The organism is Desertivirga xinjiangensis (assembly GCF_024436435.1).
GTDB classification, from domain to species: Bacteria; Bacteroidota; Bacteroidia; order Sphingobacteriales; family Sphingobacteriaceae; genus Desertivirga; species Desertivirga xinjiangensis.
This window is the reverse complement of record NZ_JAFMZP010000007.1, coordinates 180,119-198,361: the sequence shown is the minus strand read 5'-3', so window position 1 is coordinate 198,361 and position 18,243 is coordinate 180,119. Positions and strand designations below refer to the sequence as shown.

General features: G+C 42.8%; 16 protein-coding genes and 1 pseudogene. 11 read left to right on the top strand and 6 right to left on the bottom strand.

Annotated features, from left to right (window positions below; all coding sequences use genetic code 11):
- The first annotated feature begins 63 nt into the window (after positions 1–63).
- A complete protein-coding gene (locus tag J3P37_RS17360) occupies positions 64–615 on the top strand; it encodes a NifU family protein (RefSeq protein WP_256012621.1) in 552 nt (183 codons plus the stop codon).
- A 48-nt stretch (positions 616–663) separates the two neighbouring features.
- Here J3P37_RS17360 and J3P37_RS17355 read toward each other — a convergent pair whose 3' ends face one another.
- The 5 genes from J3P37_RS17355 to J3P37_RS17335 form a co-directional block, all read right to left on the bottom strand.
- The gene (locus J3P37_RS17355) at positions 664–1,458 is read right to left on the bottom strand and encodes an inositol monophosphatase family protein (RefSeq protein ID WP_256012620.1); all 795 of its coding nucleotides are present in this window, start codon (positions 1,456–1,458) and stop codon (positions 664–666) included.
- Between the two features lie 4 nt (positions 1,459–1,462).
- Entirely contained in the window at positions 1,463–2,623 is a 1,161-nt protein-coding gene (locus tag J3P37_RS17350) for a prolipoprotein diacylglyceryl transferase (RefSeq protein ID WP_256012619.1), read from the bottom strand.
- A gap of 107 nt (positions 2,624–2,730) precedes the next feature.
- On the bottom strand, positions 2,731–4,050 hold the full coding sequence (gene mtaB, locus J3P37_RS17345) for a tRNA (N(6)-L-threonylcarbamoyladenosine(37)-C(2))-methylthiotransferase MtaB (protein ID WP_256012618.1): 1,320 nt from the start codon (positions 4,048–4,050) through the stop codon (positions 2,731–2,733).
- Positions 4,051–4,148: 98 nt separating this feature from the next.
- On the bottom strand, positions 4,149–4,535 hold the full coding sequence (locus J3P37_RS17340) for a hypothetical protein (RefSeq protein WP_256012617.1): 387 nt from the start codon (positions 4,533–4,535) through the stop codon (positions 4,149–4,151).
- Positions 4,536–4,657: 122 nt separating this feature from the next.
- Positions 4,658–6,250 (bottom strand): glycoside hydrolase family 28 protein, encoded by a 1,593-nt coding sequence (locus tag J3P37_RS17335; protein WP_256012616.1) that lies wholly within the window; start codon positions 6,248–6,250, stop codon positions 4,658–4,660.
- Positions 6,251–6,462: 212 nt separating this feature from the next.
- On the opposite strand from J3P37_RS17335, the gene kaiC reads away from it, so the two are divergent.
- The 5 genes and pseudogenes from kaiC (at position 6,463) to J3P37_RS23220 (ending at position 10,437) form a co-directional block, all read left to right on the top strand.
- Positions 6,463–8,154, top strand: coding sequence for a circadian clock protein KaiC (gene kaiC, locus J3P37_RS17330; protein ID WP_256012615.1), 1,692 nt, complete (start codon positions 6,463–6,465; stop codon positions 8,152–8,154).
- Positions 8,155–8,169: 15 nt separating this feature from the next.
- Positions 8,170–8,460 carry a circadian clock KaiB family protein gene (locus J3P37_RS17325; protein ID WP_256012614.1) on the top strand — a complete coding sequence of 97 codons (291 nt, stop codon included), beginning with the start codon at positions 8,170–8,172 and terminating at the stop codon, positions 8,458–8,460.
- Between the two features lie 5 nt (positions 8,461–8,465).
- Positions 8,466–8,756: a circadian clock KaiB family protein gene (locus J3P37_RS17320; protein ID WP_256012613.1), complete on the top strand. Its 291-nt coding sequence runs from the start codon at positions 8,466–8,468 to the stop codon at positions 8,754–8,756.
- 10 nt (positions 8,757–8,766) lie between these two features.
- Positions 8,767–9,744, top strand: a pseudogene (locus J3P37_RS23225) (PAS domain-containing protein); the annotation flags it as partial.
- A gap of 60 nt (positions 9,745–9,804) precedes the next feature.
- A complete protein-coding gene (locus J3P37_RS23220) occupies positions 9,805–10,437 on the top strand; it encodes a sensor histidine kinase (RefSeq protein ID WP_439648976.1) in 633 nt (210 codons plus the stop codon).
- A gap of 66 nt (positions 10,438–10,503) precedes the next feature.
- On the opposite strand, the gene J3P37_RS17310 is transcribed toward J3P37_RS23220, so the two are convergent.
- Positions 10,504–11,358, bottom strand: coding sequence for an endonuclease/exonuclease/phosphatase family protein (locus tag J3P37_RS17310; protein ID WP_256012611.1), 855 nt, complete (start codon positions 11,356–11,358; stop codon positions 10,504–10,506).
- Positions 11,359–11,484: 126 nt separating this feature from the next.
- On the opposite strand from J3P37_RS17310, the gene J3P37_RS17305 reads away from it, so the two are divergent.
- The 5 genes from J3P37_RS17305 (at position 11,485) to J3P37_RS17285 (ending at position 18,199) form a co-directional block, all read left to right on the top strand.
- Entirely contained in the window at positions 11,485–13,029 is a 1,545-nt protein-coding gene (locus tag J3P37_RS17305) for a SulP family inorganic anion transporter (protein ID WP_256012610.1), read from the top strand.
- 74 nt (positions 13,030–13,103) lie between these two features.
- Entirely contained in the window at positions 13,104–14,192 is a 1,089-nt protein-coding gene (gene mnmA, locus J3P37_RS17300) for a tRNA 2-thiouridine(34) synthase MnmA (RefSeq protein WP_256012609.1), read from the top strand.
- A gap of 32 nt (positions 14,193–14,224) precedes the next feature.
- Positions 14,225–14,911: a hypothetical protein gene (locus tag J3P37_RS17295; RefSeq protein WP_256012608.1), complete on the top strand. Its 687-nt coding sequence runs from the start codon at positions 14,225–14,227 to the stop codon at positions 14,909–14,911.
- A 105-nt stretch (positions 14,912–15,016) separates the two neighbouring features.
- Positions 15,017–17,365: a type I DNA topoisomerase gene (gene topA, locus J3P37_RS17290; protein WP_256012607.1), complete on the top strand. Its 2,349-nt coding sequence runs from the start codon at positions 15,017–15,019 to the stop codon at positions 17,363–17,365.
- Between the two features lie 18 nt (positions 17,366–17,383).
- On the top strand, positions 17,384–18,199 hold the full coding sequence (locus J3P37_RS17285) for an SDR family oxidoreductase (protein ID WP_256012606.1): 816 nt from the start codon (positions 17,384–17,386) through the stop codon (positions 18,197–18,199).
- Positions 18,200–18,243: the final 44 nt, after the last annotated feature.

The following is an 18,243-nucleotide window of genomic DNA, read 5'->3' as shown; positions in this document are numbered from 1 at the left end:
TTAGCACGCAAGGAAACTTTTTAACTGGTAATTTTGTTCAGACTTTAATAGAATAATATGGCAATGAATATTAACGTATATACTGAATCTACTCCTAATCCAGCTACCATGAAGTTCCTGGTTAATAAGCTTCTGATAAATGGTAGTGCAGATTTTGCAACCAGGGAGAGTGCCGAAACATCCCCTTTTGCAAAAGAACTTTATAAGTTCAACTTTGTGAATGGCGTATTCTTTGCAAGTAACTTTGTAACTATTACAAAAACAGAGGATTCTGACTGGGCCGATATTGAACAAATCTTAAAAGAATTTGTAAAAGGCGCTGTTGAATCAGAGCTTAAGGTACAAGATGTTACAGTGGATGAAGCCCCGAGCTTTGAAGGGACAGAGCAGGAAGTAAAAATTCAGCAAATATTACACGACTATGTTCGTCCGGCAGTAGAGCAGGATGGCGGCGCTATCAGCTATAAATCTTTCGAAAACGGAATTGTAACTGTAGAATTGAGAGGTTCATGCAGTGGATGCCCCTCTTCAACCTTTACACTTAAAGCCGGGATTGAAAACCTGCTTAAAAGAATGGTTCCTGAAGTTCAGGAAGTTGTTTCTGAAGCTTTGTAACAAATCTTTAGGGTGTGTAAATCTTCGATTTACACACCCTTTTTCTTCCTAGCTATAAAAATGCTTTTGTATAACCTCTTTCATAGCTTCTCCAACAATACCATTACTCGCTATTACTTCCCGCGAACCAAAAAACTCATCTTCTCCTGAAAAATTAAACGCTGTACCGCCCGCTTCTCTAACGATCACCACTCCCGCTGCAATATCATAAAGGTTGATATTATATTCAAAATAACCATCAAACCTTCCGCAGGCAACATAGGCCATATCCACAGCAGCCGATCCCATTCTACGGATTCCATGACTGTGCATCATAAACTCACGGACAATATTGAGATACTGAGCTTCCTTTTCAAAGTTATAATACGGAAATCCAGTAGCCAGAAGCGTCTGGTTAAGCTCTGTGTTCTTAGTCACTTTGATCGATTTCCCGTTAACATAAGCACCTCCATCCTTCCAGGCATAAAAACACTCATCCATATTTATCTCATACACCACCCCTAAAACCAATTGTTTATTCCGCTCCAGGGCAATGCTTACAGAAAATATAGGCAGTCCGTGAATGAAGTTTGTCGTTCCGTCAAGCGGATCAACGATCCAGTTATATACCTCTCCCGTCTTATTTATGGTTTCTTCTTCAGTGATGAATCCGGCTTCTGGTAAAAGCTCGGACAAACGGGCAACAATCTTTTCCTCTGCAGTTTTATCTACATAAGAAACAAGGTTGTTATACCCCTTATATTCGATGCTCTCGCTGTTAAATTTTTGCGCTTCTTCACGAATAAAGCCACCTACCTGCTTCGCAAGTTCGATGACCTCTTCAGTCAGTTTTTCTAAATTCATAGTATCAGGATAAAGATGTTTGCTTGTGCCGGTTAATTGACCAGAAAATTCCGATAATTCCAACAACGATCATAATGAATGAAATCAGTTCCGCCTGAGTAAAAGCAAGTCCGAAAGCATGATACAGGGAGTTTACCCTGATATGCTCAATCATAAAACGTTCTATACCATTCAGTATAAGGTATAAGAACCACATCACCCCGGCAGCTTTAATATGTTTCCTTAAAGACCACATGATGGAGAATAGGATAAGACACATAATTACTTCATAGAAGGGCGTTGGATATGCTCCTTCAGCGAGCTCATGACAAAATTTACCGGTGCATCCGGGAATCGGCACCCCCTCATTGATCACATTATGAGGATACTTAAACGACCACACCCAGTCGGGTGCCCAGCTAAGCCAGCCTGGCTTAGGGTTAGTGTTTGAAATTCCCCAATCGCCGTCTCCCGACATATGACAACCGATACGCCCCACGGCATAAGCCAGCATCATGCCCGGACCACCAACGTCCAGCATATGTAAAGGCTTTATTCCATTTTTATTGGCTATATAAAGAACTGCGGCCCCTCCACAGATCAAACCACCGTAAAAAGTTAATCCACTGAATGATAAAAGTCCTTCAACAGGATCTTTCATAAACTCATCCAGGTACTCCAGGTTATGGAAGATCTTAGCACCCAGAAATCCCCAGACAGCCGCCCAAACAATCATCGAGCTCATCAGCTGATAAGGATGTACAGTTTGCTCCACAACTTTAGGCTTATCCAGCTGGTGTTTCTTCTTATCAGAATAAGCCATGTATGCGAACAACGCAGCTACCAGGATACCACCAAAAAAATTGCCATCCGTTGAGAGGATAAAGCCCTGAGGATTATTCACAAATTCGGAATAGTTAAATATCCCATACACGATCTTATATCCCACCAGAAACCCAAAAACAGCGTTCAAGGCTATTTCCCCAGCTGTGGCTGGCTCGCCGATAGTTACTTTTTGTTTGAAAGGATGTAAGATACCTAGTGCTTCTTTTCGCTTTAATTCCTGAGTAAAGGCCCAGTATCCAGCAATAAAAGCAATTGCTACAAAAAAGCCAAAGGTTTGTATCGGTAAGGGGATATTGACTCCGGTAATATATTCTATTAAATAAGATAGGGTTGGAAACATGCGGCTAAGATACCGATTGGATTTGAAGTTGAAAAAGGTTCAGTAATGAAAACATGGAAAACATCGAAAAGATGGAAGAGATCAGGAAGAATTAACAGTCTTCCTGCCTAATGAACCAGTACTTCCGCAGCTTCAGTGACTTCAACCTCACCTTCAGCAGAGACATTAACCAGCTTCACATGGCGCATTTCGTTTACTGAAACAGGATCATACTTAGCTCGCACCCTTACGTAATTAGGCGTAAAGCCGTGCATAATACCATCTTTATGATCTGATTCAAAAAGCACTTGTGAATCTCTGCCTAGCTGACTTTCGTAAAAGGCCCTTCGTTTTTTATCCGACAGGATATGAAGCATTTTGCTACGGTCGGCGCGCTGAGATCCGGGTACACTGCCATCCATTTCCGCAGCAGGAGTATTCTCTCTTTCAGAATAGGTGAATACATGCAGGTATGAAATATTCAGATCGTTCAAGAAATTATAAGTATCTATAAAATCTTCGCGGGTTTCCCCCGGAAAACCAACGATCACGTCTACGCCTATACAGCAATCCGGCATGATCTCTTTGATCTTTGCAACGCGCTCCACATAAAGCTCGCGGCGATAGCGGCGGCGCATTAAACCAAGTATCTTATTAGAACCTGATTGCAGAGGGATATGAAAATGCGGCACAAAGCGTCTGGACTGCGCTACGAACTCAATGATCTCATTGGTCAGCAGATTTGGCTCTATGGAGGAAATGCGAATCCGCTCTATACCTTCCACCTGGTCCAATGCCTTCACCAGATCGAAGAACTTATCTTCGCGCTGGTTATTCCGGATACCAAAGTCGCCGATATTAACACCGGTCAGTACTATTTCTTTAACTCCGGAAGCTGCAATGTCCTCGGCCTGCTTAACAATATTGGCGATGGTGTCGCTACGGCTTGAACCCCGGGCTAATGGAATGGTGCAAAAGGTACAAGAATAGTCACATCCGTCCTGAACTTTAAGAAAAGTACGAGTGCGGTCGCCATACGAATAAGAAGCTACAAACTCATTGGCTTCTGCAATGGGCTGATTATAAACCCTGGCCTTAGGCTGTTTAGTAAAGTCAGTAAGGTATTCAATTAAACGAAATTTCTCCGCAGCACCCAATACTGCGTCCACTCCGGGAATCTCAGATATTTCCTTAGGTTTAAGCTGGGCGTAACAACCTACGATGATGATGTAGGCATCAGGAGAATGTTTTAAAGCTTCCTTAACAACTTTCCGGCATTTTTTATCAGCGTTATCAGTTACCGAACAGGTGTTTATCAGATAAACATCTGCCCGATCCGTGAATTCAACAGTATCAAAACCTGCAGCCTTAAACTGTCGTCCAATAGTTGAAGTCTCAGAATAATTAAGCTTACAGCCGAGTGTATAAAATGCAACCTTCCTGCTCATATCAGGCTGCAAAGATAGGTTTTTTAAAGGTTTTAAAAAGCATCTCTGAATACCTTACATACTGTTAACAAAATACCGTTAAATAAACCAACATCTCCTCAAAGCTTCGTTATCGGCCATGACCTTACCACTATTTCATCCTGCTTAAAATGAACCTCTAACCGAAGCTTAAAAGCCTTCCACCAGTCCAGATCGAGCTCTTCTGCCATTACCTCATAAATGATGATATCATCGTAAACAACCTTATCATCGTCCTCTTTCCACAACCCTGAAGCCGGCGAGCGGGTATAGGTTGTGATACCACCAAAATTTTCTGTCAATTCGGTTTTTAACGCGGTGAAAAAATGCGAAGGGAACATTTTTCCCTCATTATCGTAGAGTGGCAGCAGAAGTTGTACAAGAACCATCTTCCCATTAACAGCCCAGGCATTCCATGGTTTTTGAGAGATTACAAAAGGATTACAATATACGACAACCTCAATCACTTTTCATCCGTAAGAACAAGGAGATCAAAACATAAAACGCTCTGTATATAGAGGTTAAACTGAATTGATGTGTAATTTTTTAAGGAGGCAATGTAGCATTTGCCTCCTTTTTTTGTGAAGTTCTATAACTTAACCGGCTTCGGCGAACAGTTTTTAAACTTGATATTTTTACTGAGCTCACCAGTTTTATTAAGTGTGACTCTGTTACCAGGTACGTTAAACCTGACGTTCTGAAATTTTATATTCCTTCCATCATTGATGTTGATCACAGAATCAGGGCATGTCACATTCACGTTTTTGATCGTGATATCTTTTGCATCATTCAAGAGGAACAAATCCTTACAATTCACCTCTGCATTTTCAATCCGCATATTTGAAAGCGGCGATTCCGGTATACCGTTGATCTTAACAAAATGAGTAGCTCGTTCTACGATAATGTCCTTCGCGAAGATATTCCGATAAGCTGGCGTAAGTTCAGTAACGGGCCTTGCGGGTAAGCGGGTTGCCAGCTCACCCATGTGCATCGCACTGCCCAGCATATCCCAATTGAAGGCGGTGTGCTTCAGGTTCATCCGGATGCGTTCGTAATAAAGATTGTCTCCTCCTCCGGCACGTGTGCGGCGGGTTTTAAACCGTATACCTACACCCGTTTCATCAAAAACACTATCGTGAATATATAAGTTCCGTATCATTCCCGCAGTTTCACTTCCACAGGTAATCCCTCCGTGTCCCTCTCTGGCCAGGCAATAGCGCACAACTACGTTTTCAGTAGGTTTATTCACTCGCAAACCATCTTCTCCTCTACCCGCTTTTATGGTAAAACAATCATCGCCAGAACTAATCGTACAATATTCTATCAGGACATTTCTTGAGGATTCAATATCAATACCGTCTCCTCTGGGAATGCCAACCGAATTCACTGTCACTCCGCGAATGATCACGCCGTCGCAATACACTGGTACAATGTTCCAGAAGGCAGTATTCTCCAAAGAAATTCCTTCGATATAAACGTTCTTACAGTTTATTGGAGATATGAACATAGGCAGGAAAATAAACTCTCCGTTATAACCTTCGTATACCCTTTCAGAAACCGGCTTATCTAAAGGGACCACCTTTTCGATCACATCCACCTCCATCACCTGCTTTCTTACCGAACCTTGTCCGGGTCCTACAAGCTTCCCTTTGCCTGTAACAGCAATATTCTCCTGGCCGTTGGCATAAATGCAAGCTCCCAGCGACATCAGTTCGATTCCCTCATTCCTTGTAAATACTGCCGGCCTGTAATCCTCAACCTCCGAGCTGAAATGAAGCTCAGCCCCTTCCTGGATATGCAGATTGACATTACTTTTCAAGCTGATACGCCCGGTTTTCCATATTCCCGGAGGAACGATCACCGTGCCACCTCCCCGTTTATTTACTTCATCGATCGTTGCCTGAATCTCTTTGGTGGTGATCACATCTTTTTTTGCGTTCTTGCTGAGGATACTCATCGTGAGAGAAGCAAACGTTGGCTTCTGCATTAAGGGCATCGCAAACGGAGCTTTAATGGGCGCTATCTCAGCAGGCATGTTGTTTGCACCGACCTGAGACTTTACAGGAATACCAACCGGTGCTTTCGTACTTACCTGAGCATATAACTCAGAAGTTATGGCTGCTATAAACAACGACAAGATGAGTAATGGTTTTCTTAAATGGTTAATCCGAGTGTATGTCATTTTAAATGTGTTTATCACAATTATTAATACTGCAAAACTAAGTGTTTAGTATTGGAAGCCCATTTAATATTATAATTAATTAGTGTGTTATCTAAGCAAAAAACTTTTGGGGCCCATTGCTGTTATTGTACTTTAATTAGATTTTTTACGTATCTGCTTACTGATCTCGAATCTTAAGCGTAAATTAGGTAAGGATACGAATTGTTTCCCGTATGACGATAAACAAGCTTACAAAGACCCCAACTGGGATAAACGGTTTAGATGAAATTACAGGCGGAGGATTGCCTGCAGGCAGACCAACATTAGTTTGCGGTTCCGCAGGTTGCGGAAAAACATTAATGGCTGTTGAATTCATTGTAAAAGGGGCAATTGATTATAACGAGCCCGGAGTTTTCATGGCATTTGAAGAGAAATCAGAAGAGTTAGCAGTTAACGTATCTTCCCTTGGTTTCGATCTGCAAAAACTGGAGGCGGAGAAAAAGATCAAAATAGATCATGTACATATTGAACGCAGTGAGATAGAAGAAACAGGAGAATATGATTTGGATGGTTTGTTTATCCGCCTGGCACATGCTATTGACAGCATAGGAGCAAAACGGGTTGTTCTCGACACTATTGAAAATCTTTTTTCTGGTCTCTCTAATGAGAGCATTCTTCGAGCTGAACTACGGCGGTTATTTCAATGGCTTAAGGAAAAAGGAGTTACCGCGATAATTACAGGCGAACGGGGCGAGAAGACACTGACGCGCCAGGGCCTTGAAGAATATGTCTCCGACTGTGTGATACTGCTTGATCACAGGGTATCTAATCATATATCCACCAGGCTGATGCGCATTATTAAATATCGCGGATCCGTACATGGCACGAATGAATATCCTTTTTTGATTGATGAAAAAGGCTTTTCCGTTTTACCCGTTACATCCCTTAAACTCGAAGGTGATGTATCATCAGAACGATTAACAACAGGGGTACCTTCCCTGGATAAGATGTTAGGTGGCAAGGGTTTTTACAAAGGGAGCAGTATTTTGGTCTCGGGCACAGCTGGTACAGGGAAAACTAGTATCGCAGCGACATTTGCCAATGAAAGCTGTAACAGAAACGAGCGTTGCATCTATTTCGCTTTTGAAGAATCTCCTAAACAGATCATCAGGAATATGCATTCCATTGGAATGGATCTGGATAAGCACATCAGTTCCGGCCTTTTGAAGTTCCAAGCGTCCCGGCCCACATTACACGGGCTGGAAATGCATCTTGTATCCATACATAAGCTTGTAAAAGACTTCAAACCAGCGGTTGTTATACTTGACCCGATTACTAATCTGATCACGGTTGGTTCTGTGAGTGAAATAAAAGCTATGCTGATACGCTTGATCGATTTCTTGCAGCACGAGCAAATCACGGTCATGTTTACAGCACTGAGTCTCAACAACATAACCAACGAACAAACCGATGAGGGTGTTTCTTCGCTGGTTGATACCTGGTTACTGGTTCGTGATATTGAATACAATGGGGAAAGGAACCGCGGCATGTATATCATGAAGTCTAGGGGGATGCAGCATTCAAACCAGGTGAGGGAGTTTATTATTACCGACAACGGATTGAATCTGGTTGATGTTTATTTAGGCTCGGACGGTGTTTTAGTTGGCTCTGCAAGGGAGGCCCAAATATTGCAGGAGCAGGCAGGAACTGCATTAAAAGATCATTCTCTTACGTGGAAGGACAAGGAAATATCACGTAAGAGACGAGTGCTGGAATCTAAGATAGCGCGCCTGCAAACAGAGTTCGAATCTGTCGAAGAAGAATTAAACAGAGTTCACCAGGAAGAGGCAGTTAAAAAAGAGATCCTGGAAAGAGCGCGGAAAGATATAACAAACATGCGCAGTGGAGATGGAAATGACAAATAATAGCCCTGAAATCTTATGGAAATAGTAGAACAAATATGGGAGCTCAGGCTATACATTGCTGGTAAAACTCCAAAATCAATTACCGCATTGAATAATCTAAAAAAGTATTGTGAGGAGCATTTAAGCGGCAAATACCGTATAGAAGTGATCGACCTTCTTGTTGAACCTCAATTAGCAGAAGGGGACCAGATCTTTGCTGTCCCGACCCTTGTACGAAAAGTGCCCGTACCTATACGCAAAATTATTGGAGATCTTTCTAATGAAGAAAAAGTTTTGGTTGGTCTAAACATCAGACCCATAAATTGAGAAATGTGCAGAGCCTGGATTTAGAAAACAAGGACATTTACAAGTTAAGGTTATACGTGGCCGGTGCTTCCCCCAACTCCGTCAAGGCCATATCTAATATTAAAAACATTTGTGAAACGCATTTAAAGGACCGGTATGAACTGGAAATTATCGACATACATCAGCAGCCATCTATTGCTCAGAAAGAACAGATCATTGCACTGCCCCTGCTAATAAAAAAATCTCCCTTACCGGTGCGGCAGTTCGTGGGAGATATGTCGGACACAGCTCAAGTCCTTCGTGGTTTCGGGATCTAGATGACGTTACATGGAATCAAATAAAACATATAAACAGCTGGAAAGCGAGTTAAGTGAGCTGCGATTTCAACTTGAAGAAGCCAACGACACTATCGAAGCGATCAGGACAGGTAAAGTTGATGCTGTGGTGGTTTTGAATGAAAATGGACATCAACTCTATACCCTTAAAAATGCTGATCAAACTTATAGGGTATTTATTGAAAAAATGAATGAGGGTGCTGTGACTTTAAACAACGAAGGTATCATCATTTACAGCAATACTACGTTTTGTCAGAGTTTAAAGATGCCCGGCCAAAAAGTTACAGGGCAGCCTTTTATTTCATTTGTTGCAGAAAACGAAAAAGAACTTTTTAAATCGGTTTTTAAAGAAAGCTGGAAAAAGGATAGACGAATCGAAATACATTTAGAAAGCAGTGACCAAAGCCGGCTTCCTTGTCATCTCTCGTTCACCACTCTGGAACTGGACGAGGGCTTATGCATGAGTATCATACTTACCGACTTGTCGCAACAAAAAGCGGCACAAGAGGAGTTAAGAGCCAAAAACAGGCAGCTTGAAGAAGCACAACAGGCTAGTATCTTGTTAAACAACAAACTGGAGGATACCGTTAATGAAAGAACGAAGGAGTTGCTTTTAAGCCGGGAACATTTTAAGCTGATGGCGAATAATATCCCCCAGATGACCTGGACCAATTTGCCAAATGGGGAAGTCAATTTCTTCAACAAACGCTGGTATGAATATACAGGACTTACAGAGAAGGACACAAAGTCATGGGGCTGGCAAAAAATTATTCATCCCGACGATCTGCGGATCACTATGGAGAAATTTTTAGAGGCATTGAAAACTGAAACTGCTTTTGAAGTTGAAAACAGATATCGCAAGGCAGACGACACTTACCAATGGCATTTATCCAGGAGCCTGCCATTCAGAAACGAGGCTGGAAAAGTACTTTTCTGGGTAGGAACCGCTACTAACATTGAAGAACAAAAGAAAGCACTGGAAAAAAAGGACGAGTTTATTGGCATTGCCAGTCATGAACTGAAAACTCCTTTGACCAGTTTGAAAGGATACTTACAACTTATAGAAACTTTTAAAAAAGAAGAAGTACCCCCTCAGATCAAGGAGTTTGCAGGTAAAGCCAATTCCGCGCTAGGTAAACTTCAATACCTGGTAAATGACCTCCTGAATGTGACAAAGATCCAGGCAGGGAAGCTTCAGTTTGCGAAGACAGATATAAACCTGAGTGAGTTGCTGGAATCATGGGTGGAAAATGCTAACCATATATATGAAACATTTACCATATACAATGACACAAGCGAACAGCTTTTTGTGAACGGCAATCCTGAACGACTTGAACAAGTAGTAATGAATCTGATAAATAACTCCGTAAAATACGCTTGCGAGGAAAAATCAATTCGAATAAAAGCAGAAAAATTAGATGGGCATGCACAGGTTTCAGTGAAAGATTATGGCATTGGACTCTCAAGCGATCAGATTGAGAGGGTTTTTGAACGCTTCTACCGTGCTAACGATAATAATTACAGTGCAAGTGGTTTGGGTATGGGCCTCTATATCTCAGCCGAGATTGTAAAAAGTCATGATGGCAGTATGCGGGTAGAAAGCGAGCTAAACAAAGGCTCAACTTTTTATTTTACGATACCGCTGGCTGAAAATCCTGAATAATTATACCAGTAATTAATCTTTGCGTTTTGGGTAATTAGATAGGTTTTTTGCTGTTTTTGTACCTGATTAATCTTTCTTTCCGGTTTTTGGTTCTACAACAATGAGCACCGGATAATGATCTGAGGGTAAGCGCCCCTGGTAGCTATCGGTTAGAATGCCATATCTGTTCACCTTGAAGTTATTACTCAAAAAGATATGATCAATACGAGACGAGGATGTCGTCCCGACACGAAAGCCGTTGAAGGTTCCGTTATTGGCAAGTTTAATATCAGCCAGCCGGTAGGCATCTTCTATAAGCGGAGAATCATTTAATATTGCATAGCTGTTATCATGCTGGTCTACGTTAAAATCACCTGCCAATACAACCGGAGAGTTGCCGGCAATCTGTTTGATCTTTGATAGAATTAGCTTCGAACTTTCCAGCCGGGCTTGCACACCTTTGTGATCAAAGTGTGTATTGAAAAAATAAAAGCTGAGTCCAGACTCATTGTCTTTAAAAAGCCCCCAGGTGCAAATCCGTGGCAGGACGGCATCCCATCCTTTAATGGGTTTATCTGTATCTTTCTCAGAAAGCCAGAAAGTTCCCCCTTTCCGGAAGCTAAATTTGCTTTTTTTATAAAAGATAGCGCAGAACTCACCTGCAGCCTTTCCATCGTTTCTACCAATCCCGGTGTAATCGTACAGCTTCAGCTCTGCCTTGAGCTCGGTGAGCTGCTGATGCAGACCTTCCTGCGTACCGAAAATATCGAAATCATGAAAACGAATCAGATCAGACACGGTGGATTTTCTGTAACGCCAAGCGTTCAACGAATCTCCCTCATTTGCAAAACGGAGATTATATGATGCTATCCTTAAGGTTTGCGCGCCCAGGTTAGGAACAATGAACAACATAAAAAGCGCTGCAGTAAAGACTCTTTCCATATCAATTGAAAAAATTTGATTCCAAAGTACAATTTTGCGGGTTAAATTCCGGTTAACAAATTAAATATCCCAGCTCCAGGGAAATTCGATACTTTTGCAGCCCTGTTCCAACATCTTAATATCAGAATGAAGCCATATCTGCACTTATTTGACTTTTCCGAGAAAATAAATTATAGAAATGAAATTTTGGCCGGCCTTACAGTTGCCATGACCATGATGCCAGAGTCATTATCGTTTGCGATCCTGGCAGGTTTCCCGCCGCTTGTTGGATTATATGCTGCTTTTACTATGGGGCTGATAACCTCGGTTTTCGGCGGGAGGCCCGGACTAATCTCAGGAGGCGCGGGAGCTACCGTGATTGTTCTGATTGCCCTCATGAAATCGCATGGAATTGAATATGTTTTTGCAGCAGTGGTGTTGGCTGGCGTGATACAGGTGCTTATAGGAGTCTTTAAATTCGGCAAATTTGTACGCCTGGTACCTCAGCCAGTCATGTTTGGATTTGTGAATGGCCTGGCGATAATTATCTTCATGGCTCAGATTGAACAATTTAAAACAGTTGTAGATGGTCGACTAACCTGGCTTAGCGGCCCACCCTTGCTGACCATGGCAGGCCTGGTAGCATTAACTATTGCGATTGTTTTAGTAATGCCTCGTATTACTAAAGCCTTTCCTCCTTCCCTTGCAGCCATCCTCGTTGTATTCGTTTTAGTCCTGGGATTCAACATCGACACTAAAACAGTCAAAGATATTGCTTCAGTAAGCGGAGGCTTCCCTCCTTTTCGTATTCCCGAAATCCCGTTTAACACCGAAACTTTACAGGTTATTTTTCCCTATGCCCTGATAATGGCGGCCGTAGGCTTAACCGAGGGTTTGCTGACGCTAAATTTGGTTGATGAAATTACGGCTTCACGGGGCAATAGTAACCGCGAATGCCTTGCCCAGGGTGGCGCTAACATTCTGAATGGCTTTTTCTTTGGAATGGGAGGCTGTCCGATGATTGCCCAAACGCTCGTAAACCTCTCCGCAGGCGCCCGGGCCAGGTTGTCGGGAATAATTGCTTCTCTGACCATCCTGGTGATCATCCTGTTTGGAGCACCAATAATTGAACGGGTACCAATTGCTGCGCTAACAGGTGTAATGATCATGGTTGCTATCGGCACATTTGAATGGATGAGTTTCAGGGTGATCAATAAGATGCCTAAGCAGGATGTGTTTGTGGGAATTCTTGTCGCTGTGATTACAGTATGGCTCCATAACCTGGCCCTGGCTGTGTTAATTGGCGTTATCATCTCGGCATTAGCATTTGCATGGGAAAGCGCAATCAGAATAAGAGCCCGCAAGTATACCACCGCCGATGGAGTAAAGCATTATGAAATCTATGGTCCCCTATTTTTTGGCTCCGTGACTGCTTTTAATGAAAAATTTACCATCGCTGAAGACCCTGAACAAGTTATCGTAGACTTCAGGGACAGCCGGGTTGCTGATATGTCGGGAATAGAAGCTCTGAACAAACTCACTGAGCGGTACCAGCAAGCAGGTAAAACCCTTCATCTAAGGCATCTTAGTGAAGACTGTCGGCTTCTGCTGAAAAATGCTGAGAGTATTATTGAGGTAAATATCCTCGAAGACCCTGTTTATCATGTGGCTGCTGAAGGCGGAAACGCATAGCAGATATTTTACAAGTAACTGACCTCCCGTAAAATAAATATCCCATACGAAAAAGGTATCTTTGCCACTTTATTATGAGTAAGCACGGACGAATTTTAGTTGCAATGAGTGGTGGAGTAGATAGCTCTGTTGCTTCTGTAATGCTGCATGAGCAGGGATATGAAGTAATTGGCCTTACCATGAAGACATGGGATTATGCGTCTTCTGGCAGTACCTCTAAAGAAACAGGCTGCTGCAGCCTGGATTCTATTAACGACGCCCGCGCACTGGCTGTGTCTTATGGATTTCCGCATTACATTTTAGATATACGTAATGAGTTTGGCGACTTTGTGATCGACAATTTCGTGGATGAATACCTTGCCGGACGCACGCCTAATCCATGCGTATTATGCAATACCTATATAAAATGGGAAGCTCTTTTAAAGCGTGCTGACAAACTGGACTGCGAGTTTATTGCCACCGGGCATTACGCTAATATTCGCAAGCAAGACAGCGGACGTTTCGTTATATCAAAAGGAAAGGACGAGAATAAGGATCAGTCTTATGTGCTATGGGGTGTTTCTCAGGAAAACCTCGCCCGCACAAAGTTCCCTCTCGGTAGTTTCACCAAAGCTGAAATTCGCCAGATGGCGCTGGACATGGGACAGGAAGAACTCGCTAAAAAAAGTGAGAGCTACGAGATCTGTTTCGTTCCGGATAACGATTACCGGTCTTTTTTACGCCATCAGGTGGAGGGTCTGGATGAAAAAATCGGCAAAGGAAACTATATCCTTTCCGATGGCACGGTAGTGGGGCAGCATCAGGGCTATCCTTTTTATACGGTGGGCCAGCGTAAAGGCCTAGGCATAGCACTTGGGCAACCTATGTTCGTTACCAAAATAATGCCTGAAAGCAACACTGTGATGCTTGGCACGCAAAACGAATTGAACAGCAGCACCGCTTTAGTGAGAAACGTTAACATGGTTAAGTACGAAACCATCCCTGAGCCTATTGAAGCGGTAACTAAAATAAGATACAAAGACGCAGGTACACTTAGCAGCATTGTACAGGAAGGTGATATAATGAAGGTCAATTTCCATCATGAAGTTGCCGGAATTGCGCCAGGGCAGTCCGCTGTTTTTTACGAAGGTAATGATTTGTTAGGGGGAGGTTTTTTACTTTAAAGGCTTTTATTATATTCGCTTAAATAACCGTTATGTTTAAAGCTCTCAGCAATTTAAGAACTTCTGCGTCTGTCGCTTTAATCATCATTTTGTTATCTGCCTGCGAGAAAAAAGAAACTTCAGCACCTCTTGATTTTAAATTCAACTACTATCCACTGGAAGCAGGCAGAGTAAACATTTACGAAGTCGATTCCATACACTATTCAGGATTTAACAATAGCCAAACTCAGTATAACTTTGAGCTAAAGGATTCTGTGGTTAACGATATATCTGAAGGCGACAGGAAAACCGTGATCATTCACCGCTTTAAAAAGCCTGAGAATGGTAACTGGACCTTCCAGAAAGTTATCACCAGAACTATAACGGGTCAGCGGGCTGAAGAGTTTATCGACAATGTACGCTTTGTACGCCTGGTGTTCCCTCCGGAAGCCGGCAAATACTGGAAAGGGAATACCTATAATACTTTAAGCGATTACGCTGTCTTCAGCATTACCGATGTCGATAAAAAACTGGAGGTCAATTCCCTGGTACTGGATTCGACATTAACTGTTGAGGAAGAACAGGAAAACAATCTTATCAGGCAGTATTACTCCACCGCCATCTACGCCAAAAACATTGGTCTTGTACAACGTTCTGAGGTTAATGGAGAAACGGAGATCACCGAAACTGAAATTAAAGATGGTTATAGATATACGATGACGCTAAAATCGTATAAATAGTATACATTTTTACCTTTCTGTCCCCATTTTTTATACCTGAATATTTCCATTCTATTTTGCATTAGTGCTATTAATGACTTTATTTGCAAAAAATAGAATTTTTTGATGGCCAAAAATCTACTAATAGTTGAGTCCCCTGCGAAAGCAAAAACCATAGAAGGTTATCTTGGAAAAGATTTCCTCGTGAAGTCCAGTTATGGTCACATCCGGGATCTGGTTAAAACCGATGATGCAATAGATGTGAACAATAACTTCATTCAGAAATACGAGGTGCCCTCAGATAAAAAAGCTGTTGTTGCCGAATTAAAGAAACTGGCGAAGGAAGCGGAAACCGTATGGTTAGCATCCGATGAGGACCGCGAGGGGGAAGCTATTTCATGGCACCTTTTTGAAACGCTGGGACTTAAAGAGGATAAAACCAGGAGGATCGTTTTTCATGAGATCACTAAGCCGGCCATCTTAAAGGCTATTGAAAATCCGCGAAAGATCGACTACAACCTGGTAAATGCCCAGCAGGCCAGGCGTGTTCTCGACAGGTTGGTAGGATTTGAACTATCTCCCGTTCTATGGAGAAAGGTGAAGCCTTCTTTATCTGCCGGCAGGGTTCAATCAGTGGCGGTGAGACTTATAGTGGATCGCGAGCGTGAAATAAATAAGTTCAAAGCAACCGCAGCTTTTAAAGTTACGGCCATCTTTTCTACCGGGAAGCAGAAAGAACTTTTCAGGGCAGAATTGCCGGAGCGCTTTAATGAGGAAGCTGCAGCCAGCAAGTTTCTTGAAGACTGCAAAAATGCGCTTTATCAAATAGTTAATCTTGAAACCCGTCCCACCAAACGTAGTCCAGCCCCTCCATTCACTACCTCTACCTTGCAGCAGGAAGCGAGCCGGAAGCTTGGATATTCCGTTTCAAGAACAATGTCGATTGCTCAGAAGCTATATGAGCACGGGTTTATCACTTACATGCGTACAGATTCAGTGAATTTGTCTGATACGGCGTTAAATGCATCATCAGCAGAAATATTATCTGCTTACGGAGAAAAATATCTCCAGCAGAGAAAGTTTAAAACAAAATCTGCGGGAGCTCAGGAAGCTCACGAGGCCATCAGGCCTACCTATTTTGAGCAGCACACCATCGATGGCGACGCGTCGGAAAAACGGCTATATGAACTGATCTGGAAACGAGCTATCGCTTCTCAAATGAGTGAGGCGCAGTTCGAGAAAACTACCGCAAAAATTTCAATATCCTCAAGGAGCGAAAATTTCGTAGCAAACGGGGAAGTAATGAAATTCGACGGATTCCTGAAAGTCTATATGGAATCTACCGATGAAGATCAGGAAAGTAACCTGGATGATGACAGCCCAAATGCTATTCTTCCTCCGCTATCAAAGGGGCAGGACTTACAGGCCCAGGAGATCAAAGCAACCGAGCGCTTCAGCAGACCGCCAGCACGTTATACGGAGGCTAGTCTTGTGAAAAAACTTGAGGAGCTTGGAATTGGCCGTCCCTCTACTTATGCCCCTACTATATCGACCGTTCAAAATCGCGGTTATGTTATCAAGGAAGAACGTGAAGGTAAACAGAGACAATTTACCGTTCTGACACTGAACAAGTCAGAAATACAGAAAGATGTAAAAACAGAAATCACCGGTGCTGAAAAGGGAAAACTATTTCCTACAGATATCGGCGCTGTAGTAAACGACTTTCTTGTTCAGCATTTTAACGGGATTGTAGACTTCCATTTCACGGCTAACGTTGAGAAGGAATTTGATGAGATAGCACACGGACTGAAAGAATGGACAGAGATGCTCAAGGCATTTTATAGTCCTTTTCATCAGGAAGTGGAAACTACAATACAGACTGCTGAAAAAGCCCGCGGCGAACGTGATCTGGGTATAGACCCTGAATCAGGGAAAAGGATGTCTGTCCGTATTGGACGATTTGGCCCCTTTGTACAGATCGGTGAAAATGCAGAAAATGAGGGCGACGAAAAACCTCGGTATGCAAGTCTGCGTTCGGGTCAGATGATTGAAACCATCACCATTGAGGAAGCCCTTGAGTTATTTAAGTTACCTAAGAAAGTGGGTAGTTATGAGGATAAGGAGATGACAGTGGCTATTGGTCGCTTCGGACCTTATATTCGTCATAACAGTGCTTTCTACTCTTTACCGAAGGATATTGACCCTCACAGTGTTACTGAAGAGGTGGCCATCCAGGTAATCGAAGATAAACGTAAAAAAGACATCGAGAAACTTATCAAGACTTTTGAGGAAGATCCGAATGTTAAGATATTGAATGGTCGCTGGGGCCCGTATATTGAATACGGAAAACTAAACGTAAAGATTCCTAAAGGTAAAGAAGCCGCCGATCTTACTTATGAAGAAGTTAAAGCGCTGGCCGAGGCTGCCGAGAAAGAGCCAAAGAAAACGGGCCGCAAATTCACTAAAAAGAAATAAGCTGGGTTTCGCCATACAATGAGTCTGAAAAATAAAACTGTTATAATTACAGGTGCTTCATCGGGTATCGGTAAAGCTTGTGCCGAAGAGTTTGCAAGACAGGGCGCGAATCTGATTTTAGCTGCCCGTCAATTTGTAACGCTATGTGAGATTGCGGAGCAGATTCAAAGGGAATTCGGGGTGGGAGCGATAGCTGTTCAATGCGATGTTTCCATTGAAGAAGACTGTGAGCATTTGATAAAGCAGGCCGTATCCACTTTCGGACGGATCGATGTGCTTATAAATAATGCGGGCATTAGTATGCGGGCACTATTTAAAGATCTTGATCTGGTTGTGATCAAAAACCTGATGAATATCAACTTCTGGGGCACTGTATACTGTACCAAATTTGCATTGCCTGAATTGCTTAAAAATCAGGGATCGGTAGTGGGGGTTTCTTCGATTGCCGGGTACCGGGGCCTTCCCGGCAGGACCGGATACTCTGCATCTAAGTTTGCGATGAATGGTTTCCTGGAGGCTTTAAGAGTTGAAAACTTAAAGACGGGTCTGCATGTAATGATCGCCGCCCCAGGATTTACTGCTTCTAATATCCGCAATACGGCGCTCGCTAAAGATGGCAGTTCGCAGGGTGAAACGAGCATGGATGAAGCCAGCATGATGTCCCCGGAAGAAGTGGCTAAAACCATCGTGGCTGGTGTAGTGCAAAGAAAACGAACCTTGATAATGACTTCGCAGGGTAAGCTTGCTGTGCTGATGAATAAGCTGCTGCCTGCATGGGTAGATAAGAAGGTATTTGAGCTGTTTGCCAAGGAAAGGGATCCGCTGATAAAGTAAGGTTTTAATAGGCCGTTCCTATGTCACACGCACGCGGCACGCGT

What these genes read in the sequence shown, in the direction of transcription:
- J3P37_RS17360 (WP_256012621.1), top strand. Translation starts at nt 64, where the DNA reads ATGAATATTAACGTATATACTGAATCTACTCCTAATCCAGCTACCATG.
- J3P37_RS17355 (WP_256012620.1), bottom strand. Translation starts at nt 1,458, where the DNA reads ATGAATTTAGAAAAACTGACTGAAGAGGTCATCGAACTTGCGAAGCAG.
- J3P37_RS17350 (WP_256012619.1), bottom strand. Translation starts at nt 2,623, where the DNA reads ATGTTTCCAACCCTATCTTATTTAATAGAATATATTACCGGAGTCAAT.
- mtaB (WP_256012618.1), bottom strand. Translation starts at nt 4,050, where the DNA reads ATGAGCAGGAAGGTTGCATTTTATACACTCGGCTGTAAGCTTAATTAT.
- J3P37_RS17335 (WP_256012616.1), bottom strand. Translation starts at nt 6,250, where the DNA reads ATGACATACACTCGGATTAACCATTTAAGAAAACCATTACTCATCTTG.
- kaiC (WP_256012615.1), top strand. Translation starts at nt 6,463, where the DNA reads ATGACGATAAACAAGCTTACAAAGACCCCAACTGGGATAAACGGTTTA.
- J3P37_RS17325 (WP_256012614.1), top strand. Translation starts at nt 8,170, where the DNA reads ATGGAAATAGTAGAACAAATATGGGAGCTCAGGCTATACATTGCTGGT.
- J3P37_RS17310 (WP_256012611.1), bottom strand. Translation starts at nt 11,358, where the DNA reads ATGGAAAGAGTCTTTACTGCAGCGCTTTTTATGTTGTTCATTGTTCCT.
- J3P37_RS17305 (WP_256012610.1), top strand. Translation starts at nt 11,485, where the DNA reads ATGAAGCCATATCTGCACTTATTTGACTTTTCCGAGAAAATAAATTAT.
- mnmA (WP_256012609.1), top strand. Translation starts at nt 13,104, where the DNA reads ATGAGTAAGCACGGACGAATTTTAGTTGCAATGAGTGGTGGAGTAGAT.
- J3P37_RS17295 (WP_256012608.1), top strand. Translation starts at nt 14,225, where the DNA reads ATGTTTAAAGCTCTCAGCAATTTAAGAACTTCTGCGTCTGTCGCTTTA.
- topA (WP_256012607.1), top strand. Translation starts at nt 15,017, where the DNA reads ATGGCCAAAAATCTACTAATAGTTGAGTCCCCTGCGAAAGCAAAAACC.
- J3P37_RS17285 (WP_256012606.1), top strand. Translation starts at nt 17,384, where the DNA reads ATGAGTCTGAAAAATAAAACTGTTATAATTACAGGTGCTTCATCGGGT.